Origin of the sequence: Lysinibacillus sp. Y5S-8 (assembly GCF_036894365.1) — a bacterium.
Taxonomy (GTDB): Bacteria; Bacillota; Bacilli; order Bacillales_A; family Planococcaceae; genus Lysinibacillus; species Lysinibacillus fusiformis_D.
This window is the reverse complement of sequence record NZ_CP145889.1, coordinates 392057-405837: the sequence shown is the minus strand read 5'-3', so window position 1 is coordinate 405837 and position 13781 is coordinate 392057. Positions and strand designations below refer to the sequence as shown.

Annotated in this window: 10 protein-coding genes; 2 read left to right on the top strand and 8 right to left on the bottom strand. The window is 38.6% G+C overall.

What is annotated here, in order from left to right; translation table 11 throughout:
- Window positions 1-38 precede the first annotated feature (38 nt).
- Together V6670_RS01955 and V6670_RS01950 are read right to left on the bottom strand one after the other, a co-directional pair.
- Window positions 39-506, bottom strand: coding sequence for a threonine/serine exporter family protein (locus V6670_RS01955; RefSeq protein ID WP_170829849.1), 468 nt, complete (start codon window positions 504-506; stop codon window positions 39-41).
- Window positions 507-527: 21 nt separating this feature from the next.
- Window positions 528-1280 (bottom strand): threonine/serine exporter family protein, encoded by a 753-nt coding sequence (locus tag V6670_RS01950; RefSeq protein ID WP_036117711.1) that lies wholly within the window; start codon window positions 1278-1280, stop codon window positions 528-530.
- A gap of 337 nt (window positions 1281-1617) precedes the next feature.
- On the opposite strand from V6670_RS01950, the gene V6670_RS01945 reads away from it, so the two are divergent.
- A complete protein-coding gene (locus tag V6670_RS01945; RefSeq protein ID WP_338652344.1) occupies window positions 1618-3030 on the top strand; it encodes a polysaccharide deacetylase family protein in 1413 nt (470 codons plus the stop codon).
- 71 nt (window positions 3031-3101) lie between these two features.
- Here V6670_RS01945 and V6670_RS01940 read toward each other — a convergent pair whose 3' ends face one another.
- The 4 genes from V6670_RS01940 to V6670_RS01925 form a co-directional block, all read right to left on the bottom strand.
- A complete protein-coding gene (locus V6670_RS01940; RefSeq protein WP_338652343.1) occupies window positions 3102-5201 on the bottom strand; it encodes a beta-propeller domain-containing protein in 2100 nt (699 codons plus the stop codon).
- Window positions 5202-5327: 126 nt separating this feature from the next.
- Window positions 5328-6521, bottom strand: a complete 1194-nt coding sequence (locus V6670_RS01935; protein ID WP_141905147.1) for an acyl-CoA dehydrogenase family protein — start codon at window positions 6519-6521, stop codon at window positions 5328-5330.
- 9 nt (window positions 6522-6530) lie between these two features.
- Window positions 6531-7703 (bottom strand): saccharopine dehydrogenase C-terminal domain-containing protein, encoded by a 1173-nt coding sequence (locus V6670_RS01930; protein WP_036117720.1) that lies wholly within the window; start codon window positions 7701-7703, stop codon window positions 6531-6533.
- 26 nt (window positions 7704-7729) lie between these two features.
- A complete protein-coding gene (locus V6670_RS01925; RefSeq protein WP_338652342.1) occupies window positions 7730-9208 on the bottom strand; it encodes an aldehyde dehydrogenase family protein in 1479 nt (492 codons plus the stop codon).
- Between the two features lie 417 nt (window positions 9209-9625).
- On the opposite strand from V6670_RS01925, the gene V6670_RS01920 reads away from it, so the two are divergent.
- On the top strand, window positions 9626-10426 hold the full coding sequence (locus tag V6670_RS01920) for a TIGR00266 family protein (protein ID WP_141905149.1): 801 nt from the start codon (window positions 9626-9628) through the stop codon (window positions 10424-10426).
- A gap of 311 nt (window positions 10427-10737) precedes the next feature.
- Here V6670_RS01920 and V6670_RS01915 read toward each other — a convergent pair whose 3' ends face one another.
- Together V6670_RS01915 and V6670_RS01910 are read right to left on the bottom strand one after the other, a co-directional pair.
- Window positions 10738-11700 carry a D-glycerate dehydrogenase gene (locus tag V6670_RS01915; protein WP_338652341.1) on the bottom strand — a complete coding sequence of 321 codons (963 nt, stop codon included), beginning with the start codon at window positions 11698-11700 and terminating at the stop codon, window positions 10738-10740.
- Between the two features lie 660 nt (window positions 11701-12360).
- Window positions 12361-13653: a globin-coupled sensor protein gene (locus tag V6670_RS01910; RefSeq protein WP_338652340.1), complete on the bottom strand. Its 1293-nt coding sequence runs from the start codon at window positions 13651-13653 to the stop codon at window positions 12361-12363.
- Between the last annotated feature and the right edge of the window lie 128 nt (window positions 13654-13781).

Below are 13781 nucleotides of genomic sequence, written 5' to 3'. Positions count from 1 at the left end.
AATTAAGGAGGCTGCGTTTATCTTAACGCAGCCTCCTTTTATTTTTTATAGACCTTTTGTAATTTTACTTTACTTGAACGGACTGAACGGAAAATAAGTTGAATAATTACTTCCGCAAAGACTAGACCGATCACAATTGCACCTGTAATTAAAAATGCCTTTAGGCCATACTGTAAGCCTTGTAAGTAATCGTCCTCTACAACATTTCGCATGGCATTATATGCCATCCCCCCTGGCACCAACGGAATAATTCCACCAACGATAAAAATAATCATTGGTATTTTAAAACGTCGCGCATACAAATGGGCAACTATGGCAATGACAAACGAGCCAAAGAAAGAAGCTTTGACAACATCCATTCCTTGCTCTGTTAAAACGTAATAGATAATCCAGCCAATTACTCCAACAAGACCACAATGAAGTAATGTTTTTCTAGGAACATTAAAAAGAATAGCGATCCCAGCTGTCGCAAAAAAACTAACAATTAATTGTATAAGAATGTCCATCATCTGCATATTGTCCGCCTCCTAAAATCCTAGCGTGACGGCAATTGCTGCACCGATTGCAAAGGCTGTTAAAAAGGCCTCTGCTCCCTTTGCCATCCCTGACATAAAATGACCCGCCATTAAATCACGAACAGCATTGGTAATCAAAATACCTGGTACAAGTGGCATGACAGAACTAATGATAATTTTATCAAGTTCAGTTCCATAACCATACTTTACTGCTAAGAAGGCCACAAAGCCGAGAACAAGTGATGCCGTAAATTCAGAGAAAAACTTCACCCTTGTTAAATGATTGATCATCACAAGTACTAGAAAACCCATCCCACCCGCTATACAAGCTACCGGAAAATCTGACCATCCTCCCTTAAACATAATCAGGAAACACCCACTTGCAAGTGCGGCTGACAAAACTTGTAAATAAGTTGGTAAAAAATAATTTGTTTTTTGTATCGACTTTAACTCGTCATAAGCTTCTTCTAATGTTATGATGTGAGATGTGAGTCTCCGAGATACTGAATTTACCAAGGCTATTTTTTGTAAATCTGTAACCCTGCTGGAAATTGATGTAATTCGCGTCGGCTGTGTCTTGCCTAACGAAAAAATGATTCCAGTTGGTGTGGCATAACATTGAGCATCTGGCATATTTTGAGTATGTGCCATCCGCAGCATCGTATCCTCCACACGATATGTTTCTGCTCCACTTTCAATCATAATACGCCCTGCAAGCAACAAACAGTCAATCGTAAGTTCATTATCCGCTTCTTGTAAGACCATTACAGCTATCTGCCTCCTTCAAAAGGTTCCTTGCCAATATTATCGAACTGCCAATAAAAACTCAACTGAAAATTTCAGCATAAACAGTTAGCTTTCTTTCAATTTAATTTTCATGAATTAACAATTATTGAGCATGTTTTTTTCTATTTTAGTAGGTATTTTACAACCACTTTAAAAGAAGTACAACAACATTCGATTGATACCCTATAGAAGGATAGCCGATTTAAAATAATTACTATAAATTAACATTAAAAGATCAGTAATTTGTATAACTTTTTTAATGATTAACACGTCTGATTGTATAGAGAATAAAAAAGAGGGGAGCGTATCCAACACCATGCAGGAACGCAGAAAAAAACGCGGTCCAATAATTGATTTTTTATTACTGGGCCTTATTGTAACCTTAACAACAGTTATACTAGTTATTATCCTATCAAAGGATGAATTTAAGTTTCAAAAGATTAGTGCTTCAAAAGAAGAACCTAAGACAGAATCGGTCAATAGTAATTTATCGACTGAAAGTTCTGCGTTTCCAGGCATACGTATTGTTACAGACGTTTCTAATGATAAACGAACACCATTTGCTATACATTACCCACAAACAGATAACAAAGTTTTTAATGACGCCGTATTACAATACATATCGGATTCAAAAGAAAACTATCTAGCATCTATGAAAAAAAATAAAGATAAAGAAGCTATGGGTGAATTAAATATTAGTCTTGAAACATTTCCATACCGAGAGCATTATTATTCCTTTGTTCTAACAAAAATGGAGTACCTTGGTGGAGCTAATCATGAAGTCTCAACGAAAACATTCTTTATTAATAACGAAACGGGCGAGCAAATTACAATTCAAACCCTTCTACAAAATGACGAGAACAACTTGTCAACGTTAGCTGCCAATGTACGAAAGGATTTGCAGAAAAACCTTCAAATAAAGGATGAGCTTTTCACTGATGAATTACTGAAAGCTACAGAGCCAAAATGGTCTAACTTCAATCGCTTTGCTATTGTCGACGATTCATTACAATTCTATTTCAATGAATATGAGATTGCTAGCGGAGCAGCAGGTGCCCCAATAGTGAAACTACCCCTTTCACTTATTAACCCATTGTTAGCCTCTGAGTTTCAAATTGCTATGGAAAATGTAAAACCAACAAATCCACCGCCTACAGGTGATCCGAATAAGAAACGTATTGCATTAACATTTGATGATGGTCCACATCCAAAAGTGACGGAACAAATTTTAAACATTCTCGATAAGTATCACGCAAAAGCAACCTTCTTTATGCTCGGTAGTCGAGTACAATATTATCCTGATATTGCAAGAGATGTGTTGGCGCGGGGCCATGAAATTGGCAATCATTCGTGGAACCACCCTGTCTTAACAAAGCTTACACAAGAGCAAGTGATGAAAGAGTACAATACTACAGCCAATGAAATAGAAAAGGCAATTAATCATGGTGCTACAGTTTTCAGACCACCTTATGGTGCAACTAATGACACGATTAATGCCGAGATCCCTATACCTGTAGTGCTATGGTCGATTGATACATTGGATTGGAAGCATCGCAATGCACAGCAATTATTGCCACATGTAAAAAATAATTTGCACAATAATGCCATTGTCCTAATGCACGATATACATCAATCTACTGCAGATGGACTTGATGCTGTCCTTGCCTATTTACAGGAGCAAGGTTATGAATTCGTAACGGTATCAGAAATACTACCATATCGTCAATAGTATGAACCCTTTTCATATATTCAATGAAAAAGTCCAATGAATTTTTAAACGAATTCATTGGACTTTTCTTATTATTTTATTGTTAATGTATCTAAAGGCTTGAAGTCATTTAGCTGATAGCTCTTTACCTCGTTACGCGCTATTGTATAAAGAGCATCATCTATATAGACTACTCGTTGTACAACCTGCTCCCAATTTTCATATGGCTCATTAGTATTACGATTGATTATATTTCCTTTTAAAACAATCCCTTTATCAGCAGTAATTTCATAAATTTGAGCACCATGACCTTGGTACACAATCTCATCACCCTTACCTGCATCATACAGTACTACTGGGAAGCCAAAATAATTGAACTCCTTATTGCGGAATAGCGCTTTCGGATTATATTGCACATCAGAGTAAGAGCCTTTCCCACCGATTTTTACTGTCGATTGTTCCTTTGGGTTACTGAAGTCTGACACATCAAATAGTGACATCTTCATATTGGTTGTCACCGTAAAATTACGTTTTGTATAAGCATCATAGCGTTGCTCCGTATCATAACCAATGCCCATTAAATGTGTTTCATCTATTGGATGTAAGTAATTACTGAAGCCTGGAATCTTCAATTCCCCTAATACTGCTGGCTTTTTTGGATTTGCTACATCAATGACAAACAGTGGATCTACTTGTTTAAATGTCACTACATATGCTTTTTCTCCCATAAAACGAGCAGAATATATTTTTTCTCCAGGCGCCATATCCTTTACAGAACCAAGTGGTTTTAAATGTTCATCTAAAATAAAGAGGTGATTATAGGAAGTACTTTTCTCATCCCACGTATTGCCCTCGGTTGTAAAGATTCGGAAATTACCTTTGTATTCGTCCATTGAATACTGATTTAAGACAGTTCCCTTTACTTCTGTACTTCCAGCAAAATTTAAAGTCGTTCCATCTACATTCCACTTAAAAATCTGAGTGTCTGCTGACCTAGGTAGCCAAATCATATCCATAACTCGTTTATTGGATGGAGCGGCCTGATTATTTTCATAAATTGGTGTCGTTAAATATAGGGCATTTTCTGACATATAAAGACCACTACTTCCACCTAAATACCCTTTTGTATTGGCTGTTGTCTTAGCTCCATTTTTTAAATCGACAGCTGTAATTAAACTATAGGTACCATCCATTGTATTGGGTAATATAGAGATTTTTTCTAAAGGTAGGCTTGTGTACGCTGATCCTGCTACACTATCAAATGTTTTAGGCTTTAATTCGGCTTTTTTGTCTTCTTGCAGCATCCAATAATTCGGATACATATTACCAATTATATATAATGTGTCCTTCGTAATACGAATATCCTGTAAAAAGCCTTCTTGCCCAACATGACGTACATGCTTTGGATTGCCTGGATTCGAAATATCATAAAATGAGGCTGTTACCATGGCTGTACCAGCCTTTTCAATATATTCATCCCCAATGGCAATTAATAGATTGTCATATAGTGCAAGCTTAGAAATATATTGTGACTCTTTTAGTTTAATGCTTGTCGCTAACTTCAAATGCTTAGGATCTTTAGCATTGACAACCGTAATGCCCTGATCTTTTACACTGTAAATAAAGCCGTCTTTTACGACAACAACATCACCCTCTTCTACACCGTCTACTTGGTTATTGGTTGTAGACTCGTTATTAGCAGTGGCTTTATCTTCACTTGCTGTACTTTCAGCTTTCTCTTCCTCTCCCCATCCAACTCTTTGAGTCGTTAACAGCTTTTTAAAATATTGCTGGAGCTCTTTTTCAGATTTGACGGCTGTTAACGTTTCAATAATAGTAAATGAAATCGTCTGTGAAGAGACATTCAGCCCCCTTTGTGCGAAGGCTTCCTTTTTCACATGTAATTGATAATTTCCTGGTGCTAACTTCTTGACCACTATTGTTTTTTGATCTTCTAATAATTCAATTGTTGCAGGCACTTTTTGGCCTTTTGCCGTTGTAATAAAGACATAGTCCTCTGTAATCTTGTTTTTCTTTAAAGCTACTGAAAAAGATGCTTGCCAGCTTTGTGCAGCCATGCTGGTGCTAGCGGCCTTTGCAGTCACATCCGTATTCACCATCCATGTGAAAACGCCAGGCACGATAGCTACAACGATTATCAACATAATTACCAACCATTTGTTTTTCATCATTTTTCCTCTCTTTCATTTACTTGTTTATCCATTAGACTAACAAAAAATCGGAAAGTTACATTTTTCTGATTTTTTTTATGTAGGCAATGACCTCACAAAAAAACAAGGGGGAACGCTCCCCCTCGTTTATTCTTCGAACGGCCATTTCGGCAACATTTTTGATAATGGCTTATCTCGACGTCTTCCTAATACATAATCAGCCTGCATAATGGTATGAATTTCACGGGTTCCTTCATAAATAACGGGTGCTTTTGAGTTTCGTAAATAACGGGCAACTGGATATTCATCTGAATAGCCGTATGCACCATGAATTTGTACTGCATCATCAGCAGCCTTATTGGCAAAGTCACACGCTTGCCACTTTGCTAAGGATGTCTCGCGAGTATTTCGAACACCTTTATTTTTCAGTTCACCTACGCGATAGACAAGAAGACGACTCATTTGATAGCCGGCTTCCATATTAGCAATCATTTGTCCAACAAGCTGGTGCTCTCCAATAGGCTTACCAAATGTCTCCCGTTCATGACAATATTTTACGCTAGCTTCTATACAAGCTTGGATTAAACCAACGGCACCTGCCGCTACTGTAAATCGACCATTATCAAGCGCAGACATGGCAATTTTGAAGCCTTCACCCTCTTCACCAAGTCGGTTTTCAACTGGCACACGTAAATCTTCAAAAAAGAGCTCACCTGTATTACCAGCACGAATACCATATTTTCCTTTAATCGCTTTTGACGTAAAGCCAGCCATCGAACGTTCTACAATGAACGCACTAATTCCATGATGTTTCTTCGATTTGTCTGTATAGGCAAAAACGAGAAAATGATCTGCGATATCACATAAGGAAATCCACGTTTTCTGCCCATTGAGGATATAATAATCGCCATCACGGACAGCTGTTGTTGACATGGCAGCTACATCAGACCCAGCGCCCGGTTCTGTAAGTCCAAATGCTCCAATACGAACACCTTTAGCCTGCGGAACAAGGTAGCGCTGCTTTTGCTCTTCAGTACCCCACTGCATTAAGGTCATGCTATTTAAGCCCGTGTGGACAGATACAGCTGTGCGAAATGCTGTATCTCCCCGTTCAAGTTCCTCACATACGATGGCAAGAGCATTATAATCCATACCACTACCACCGTATTGTTCAGGAACACAAACACCCATTAAGCCTAACTCAGCAAGCCTTGACCAAATTTTAGCATCAAAGCCTCCATCAGCATCCCATTTTGCAATGTAGGGAATGATTTCTTCATCAACAAACTGTCTTACCGTTTTTCGTAGCATTTCCTGTTCAGTGGACATTTCAAAATTCATGGTTAGCACCTACCATTTCACGATCATAGCAGACTTATGTGATGTCTCTTTAATCACCACGCCACGTTTAGCCATCTCTTCAATATACGTATCACCAGGAACTATTGCTTCAGGTGGAAATACACCATGCTCTGTAATAGCACCCGCTCCTATCATCTGCGCTACAACAGAAATGGTATTGGCAGTAGCACGAGCCATGGCTGTTTCATTAATTGTCATATCCTTACGTACGACCATTTCATATTCATACGTTACCTGCTGTTGTGCTTTTTCACCAGCAACAATGACACGTAACAGTACAGCATCTGGTTTTGTGCCCAGTTCAAGCTTCTTTTTAAGTGCCTCTCGTACAACGGCACGAACAGGTACTTCTTGATTATCAACTTCTACCTTATTAGTGGAATCAAGGAATCCTAAGTCAGCTAAAAGCTTAAATTTCTCTGCGTGACCTTTATAGCGGATCGTTTTATATTCTAATGTGCGGACATTGGGGAATGTCTTATACAATGTGGAAATGCCACCAGATGTATAAAATGCCTCTAGCACACCGAAGTCATCAAAATAAATAGGTTCAACGCCTGACAGGGATGGAACTTCTTCAAGCTTGCCCTTCTGAATCGTTTTGGAAGGCTCTGTATAATGATCGAATACGCCATCTAAAGAAAACACACGTGTATAATGAAGTGGAGGCTTTGGATCAGTTGGAATACCACCTACAAATAGTTTAATAGAATCGACATCATCTAATTTCGATGCACCATAGCCAGCAAGAATATTAATCATACCTGGCGCAACACCTAAGTCCGGAATGATTGTGACACCTTTTGCTTTTGCTTCCTCATGAAGATCTAATATCTTCTCTGTCACACCACCAATATGACCGCCTAAATCTACGGAATGTACGCCTGCCTCAATCGCTGCTCTCGCTACTCGCTCATTGAACGAATAAAATAGCGCATTGACGACAACGTCACCCTTAGACATAACGTCCATTAATGAATCATCACGCTCTGCATGAAGCTCCACAACCTCCACTTTATTAGAGTCTAGCGTATCTACAAAATCCTGTGCTACTTTTACATCGATATCCCCTAAAAACACACTCTCCACTTTATCATTTTTTATTAAATCACGAGCTACCTCTTTACCCATTAAACCTGCACCTAATACAACAACTTTCATCAAGAACATCCCCTTTCGTTGATCTGTTACTCTGTATCGATTTGTGCTCTTTGTAATTTACCGCTGTAGTCTACATAAATACTCTTCCATTCTGTGTAAACATCTAGGGCCGCTACACCTGAATCACGGTGTCCATTACCAGTCCCTTTTGTGCCTCCAAATGGCAAATGGATTTCAGCACCTGTTGTGCCGGCATTTACATAAACAATACCTGTGTCCAAATCACGTTGTGCGCGGAAAATTGTATTTACATCTTGTGAGAAAATGGAGCTAGATAAGCCAAACTTCACACCATTATTTACTTCAATTGCTTCTTCCAAGCTTGCTACTTCAATGATAGAAACGACTGGGCCAAATATTTCCTCTTGGGCAATAATCATGTCAGGCTTCACATTTGTAAACAGAGTTGGCTCATAATAGAATCCTTTATCGTAAGGTGGTTCATTTAATATTCTGCCCCCCGCTAATAATGTGGCTCCCTCTTGTTTGCCTATTTGCACATAGTGATTAATTTTTTCCAATGCGGCTTTATTAATCACTGGCCCGATTTTAACGTCCTTTTCTAGACCATCACCAATTGTTAGCTTTTGCATTTCATCTAAGAGACGCTTTTCTAATTGTTCTTTTACATCCTTATGCACAATGACTCGGCTACATGCTGTACACCTTTGCCCGGCAGTACCAAATGCACTCCATAAAATTCCTTCTGTGGCTAGCTGTAAATCGGCGTCATCCATGACAATGACAGCATTTTTCCCACCCATTTCTAAAGAAATCTTTTTCAAGTGCTTACCGCCAAGCTCGGCTACTTTACTACCCGTTGTCGTAGAACCAGTAAAGGAAATAACCTTGACATCAGGGTGTTCAATTAACGCTGTCCCTACTGTAGGCCCTGTACCAAACACAATATTAGCGACTCCATCTGGTAAGCACACTTCTTCAAAAATTTTACCCATTTCATAGGCCATCATCGGTGTCTCATTCGATGGTTTCCAAATAAATGTATTCCCTGCAACAATGGCAGGAAATGACTTCCACGTTGCAATGGCAACAGGGAAATTCCAAGGTGTAATGAGTGCCACCACACCAATCGGTGCCCTTACACTCATGGCAAATTTATTGGCAAGCTCCGATGGTGTAGTTTCGCCAAACAATCTTCGACCCTCACCAGCCATATAATAAGCCATATCAATTCCTTCTTGCACTTCTCCCCTAGCCTCTTCAATTACCTTGCCCATCTCTTTTGTTAAAACGGTCGCCAAATATTCTTTCTTCTCTTTCATTTTGTGACCGATGGCATATAAATAGTCTGCACGCTTTGGCGCTGGTACAAGTGCCCAGCTCTTTTGTGCTTGTTTGGCAGCAGCTACAGCCTCATCTACCTCATTTGAAGTAGAACGTGGTATGGTAGCAAGCTGCTCACCATTTGCAGGGTTCGTCACTGCTATACTTTGTAAATGTGAATGTGTGATCCATTTACCGCCAATATAGTTTTTAATCTCCACTACATACACCCCCTGAAATACTCTGTGATGCCTCGGCTGTTGTACCAGTTGTATTCCATTGGTACAGCGTCTGTAACAGAACGAAATATGTCAATATTCCGAATTTTCTAGATGCAATATACCTGGTCATACTAGCATTTAACTAATAATCGGTGACAACTACCAGAGGCTTTATTTTCACCTAACGTCATTACCTCCATATAGAGGATGACTTCTAAATTTAGAAGCCACTTAAGGTTATGTATATTCACAATACCCTTCGTTATATGAAAATAAATAATACACATTCTAGTTTTTTATATTCGACATTTTCTAACTAATTCCCTTTTTTTCTAAAATATTTAATTTCCTATTGAAACTAATGTGATTTATAATCGTATACAATATCATTAAATTTACTTTTGGAGGAATCCCTTAATGAATAATCATGAAATTGACTACAAGTTATTTGGTGACGACATGCAATATGTGCAAGTTGAGCTTGATCCTCAAGAAACAGTTGTTGCAGAAGCAGGAGCTTTAATGATGATGGATGACTCGATCCATATGGAAACTATTTTTGGTGATGGCTCACGAGGTAGCTCACAAAGTGGTCTAATGGGGAAATTATTTGGTGCTGGAAAACGACTAATTACTGGTGAAAGTTTATTCATGACGACATTCACAAATGTTGGCACAGGTAAAAAGCATGTTTATTTCGCTTCACCATACCCAGGTAAGATTATTCCAATGGATTTAAGCCAATTGAACGGTAAAATCATTTGTCAAAAGGATGCATTCTTAGCAGCAGCTAAAGGTGTTTCTGTTGGCGTTGAGTTTCAGAAAAAAATCGGTGTAGGCTTCTTCGGCGGTGAAGGCTTTATTATGCAAAAGCTTGAGGGAGACGGTATGGCATTTGTACATGCAGGTGGAGCGATTCACGAAAAAACGTTACAGCCGGGAGAAGTGCTACGTGTAGATACAGGATGTTTAGTGGCGATGACATCAAATGTAGATTACAATATCGAGATGGTTGGAGGCGTAAAAACTGCACTATTTGGTGGAGAAGGAATCTTCTTTGCTACACTACGCGGCCCAGGGACTGTGTGGGTACAATCATTACCATTTAGCCGTTTAGCAAGTCGTGTCTTTGCAGCAGCACCTATTTCGCAAGGTGGAGGCGGTCAATCTAAAGGTGAAGGCGGCATCGGTGGCATATTCGATTTATTCAATAAATAAGAAAACATGAGGCTGGAATAAACATGTTTCAACCAACAAAAATTCCGAACTATTCAATGAAACGCTTATAAAGTGTTTCGGAATAGTTCGGTTTTTCTATTTGTCATGTTTTGTTATTAAGAAATTATTCGACTTTTTGAAAGAACAATTTAGAGCAAACTTAGTAAGTGAAGCGGCTCATCGGACGGCCCCTGGAAAGTATACTGGCGGAACGGAAATCAATCCCACACCTTGCAAAAAGTTTTTCCTACTATTGCCAATGTCTTTTTTCAACATGTGTAGCATATCAGCAAATGATATGCCCCTCTTTTTTAATCAATTCGATTGGAGAGTGCCTTGCCTTGTCCATAAGCCGTTAATGCTTTCACATTTAGCATCAGCATGGCCGTTCTCGTTGTTAACGAAGCGCTACCGATATGTGGAAGGGCTACTACATTTGGAAGAGTTAATAAAGGATGATTCATAGCAATCGGCTCTTGTTCAAAAACATCTAGCCCCGCAGCCCACAGCTTACCATTTTTCAAAGCATCATACAGGGCAGCCTCATCAATGATCCCACCACGGGAAGCATTTATTAATACAGCATCTTCCTTCATCAAAGCTAGTTCCTGTGCCCCAATGAGTCCTTCCGTATCAGTATTATAAGGTGTCATAATCACAACAAAATCAGATTGCTTTAAAAGGTCTTCCAATGAAACATACTGGAAGCCATACATTTCTTCTGCTTCATGCCGACGTCTGCGATTATTATATAAGATTTTCATATCAAAACCTTTTGCTCTTCTAGCAACAGCTTGGCCAATTCGCCCCATGCCAATAATTCCTATTGTTGCTCCTGATACATCCTTACCAACCAGCTGCATTGGATACCAGCTTTTCCATTTGCCCTCACGTAAATATCTTTCACTTTCTGGAATTCTACGTGCAGTTGCAAGCAGTAAGCCAAATACTAAATCCGCAGTCGTATTGGTTAAGACACCTGGTGTATTTGTCGCCATAATGCCTTGTTTCCGTAAAGCTTTCACATCAATATTATTATAGCCAACTGCTAAATTGGTCACTAATTTCAAATTGGGTGCATGTGAAAGTAACTCTTCATCTACTTGATCGGCTATCGTTACCCATAGCACCTCACAGTCAGCGACAGCTGCTAGCAATTTGTCTCGTGGAATAACCAGGTCTTCTTCTTCCCACTGTGAGATTTCATAAAACTCCTGTAATGGTTCAACAATATGTGTAGGAAATTTACGTGTTATAAATAATTTCTTTTTCATGCTCCAAAAACACCCCTCTACTCATTTCCCTAATTCGCCTATAGCGTAACACTTAAAACAAGCATTTTCTAGGGTTTTCTAGTCTGTATCTTTCCATAACTGATAGTTATTAGCTAATTCATCAGCCTTATTTTTAGTTTATCCGTGAAATACATCATTCTATCCTAATCCACAGCATGAAAAAAACTATGCACAGATTGTATGCATAGTTTTTCATAGTGTTGGAAAACAAAACCTTCAATAACACTTTTGCGAAAGGAAAAAATGGAATTCCGTTGCATGCTACTTGCATTCTGTAAGCGGGCGCTATCCCACAGGAGTCAAGTAGCCTTCCACTCCAATCCATAAAAATGTTTTTTGTGAGCAAAGATTTTCAAATAAAGTGGAAGTATTCACTACTCTTTATGGAGGGATGTTGTCACTCATCGCTTCCCCACATTGAAAATAAGAGCCTATCCTTACTCTAATCATATAAATAATGAGCTATTTTGTTCACTAAGGCTCGTATGAAAGATAAGGAAAAGACTCTTTTGCGCATGGTTGATTGGAGTGGAGCCAGCGTCACTCCTAGGGATTTAGCGTCACATCTGAGACGCTGGCAGAACGAAAATTAACCCCTCTCTTTCAAACTTGCTTTTTCTGCCGTTGACATCATCTCTATTAAAATTCTCTAATTGTTGTATTTAAACGATTGGCCACTTTCTCTAATTCTCCAGAAGACACACCAATAGTTTCAATAATCTTTACTAATTCAGCTATTTGACTACCAACATTTTGAAAGTTCGAGATAGAATCTTCCACAGAATCAGAAATCGCACCAAATGCTTTTAGCGACTCGGCATTGCGTTCAATACTACTATTCACGAGTTGCTGTATATCCTGAATGGCTTGGACCACCTGTGTTGTAATACCGTTCGACATCATAATTAGTTCAGCTATTTGTTCAACAGAGCTTTTCGTTTGATCAGCAAGCTTACCTACTTCATTTGCAACGACTGCGAAGCCCTTACCATGTTCGCCAGCACGTGCTGCTTCAATTGCAGAGTTCAGCGCAAGTAAATTGGTTTGTCCTGAGATGCTTTTCACAATTTCTACAACTGCATTAATTTTGGAAGAAGAGGCATCTAGCTGCTCCACCATATTAGCCATCTCAACTGTTTTATGATGAATTGTTCCAGTTTGCTCATTAATAGATACAATTTTAGTATAACCTTCACTAGACACCTTTTGCATAGATTGTGCCTCTTGCATACTATCTGTCAAAGAATCATTGACACGCTGTGCACTATAAACAAGTTGTGTTACTGTCTCAGTCGTATTTTGAGATTGAACCTCCAACTGTGTTGAAATGCTGCCTATGACATCCTTTACATGCTCTCTAACGCTATTGCGTTGTTTCTCTATTAATATACTGGCATAGTTATCGTATTCTTCCAAAACAATTTGCTGCTCGAAATTACATATTTTACTAACAGCATCACAAAATTTCTCTTCCTCGTCTTTAGATAGTCGAAGCTCATAAATAATTTTACGTAGTGATTTTTCAAGAATGTGAAAGGCTGCTAAATACCATTTAGGATAGAGATTAATCTTCACATGCATCTTTGCCACACGACTTCGCTTCTCTAAAAAAGCTTTATCTATACGCCCCTCAAACATTTCAATAATATGATGGCGTAATGTTTGCCGTAAGCGCTCGCTAGAACTATGCTTTTGTATCACAGCCTGTAAAGAGGGCACGCTTTCAATAGCATGATAAAATGCACCAACCACCTCAACAACGTTTCTTTCCACATAAGGCTTTAAGCTTTTAATCAATTGAAGGTCGTATACACTTAATCCTAGAAGATTTAACTGTAATAAACGTTCCGGCTCTTCAATAAAAATACCGACAGCTGCTTCATCACTAATTTCAATTGTATTTTTCTTAGATCTATTTACAATTTGAAACATTTTCTCCACCTCATATTATAATCATATACCGAACTAAGTCTATTATCCTAAATGCTATTAAATAACAACAAATATTGGGACACTTTATGTATCAATTATAATCTCAAAATAAACAAATGAATAATAAA

Bases quoted from the DNA above. Each gene is read 5' to 3' on its own strand.
- V6670_RS01955 (WP_170829849.1), bottom strand. From the start codon at position 506: ATGGACATTCTTATACAATTAATTGTTAGTTTTTTTGCGACAGCTGGG.
- V6670_RS01950 (WP_036117711.1), bottom strand. From the start codon at position 1,280: ATGGTCTTACAAGAAGCGGATAATGAACTTACGATTGACTGTTTGTTG.
- V6670_RS01945 (WP_338652344.1), top strand. From the start codon at position 1,618: ATGCAGGAACGCAGAAAAAAACGCGGTCCAATAATTGATTTTTTATTA.
- V6670_RS01940 (WP_338652343.1), bottom strand. From the start codon at position 5,201: ATGATGAAAAACAAATGGTTGGTAATTATGTTGATAATCGTTGTAGCT.
- V6670_RS01935 (WP_141905147.1), bottom strand. From the start codon at position 6,521: ATGAATTTTGAAATGTCCACTGAACAGGAAATGCTACGAAAAACGGTA.
- V6670_RS01930 (WP_036117720.1), bottom strand. From the start codon at position 7,703: ATGAAAGTTGTTGTATTAGGTGCAGGTTTAATGGGTAAAGAGGTAGCT.
- V6670_RS01920 (WP_141905149.1), top strand. From the start codon at position 9,626: ATGAATAATCATGAAATTGACTACAAGTTATTTGGTGACGACATGCAA.
- V6670_RS01915 (WP_338652341.1), bottom strand. From the start codon at position 11,700: ATGAAAAAGAAATTATTTATAACACGTAAATTTCCTACACATATTGTT.
- V6670_RS01910 (WP_338652340.1), bottom strand. From the start codon at position 13,653: ATGTTTCAAATTGTAAATAGATCTAAGAAAAATACAATTGAAATTAGT.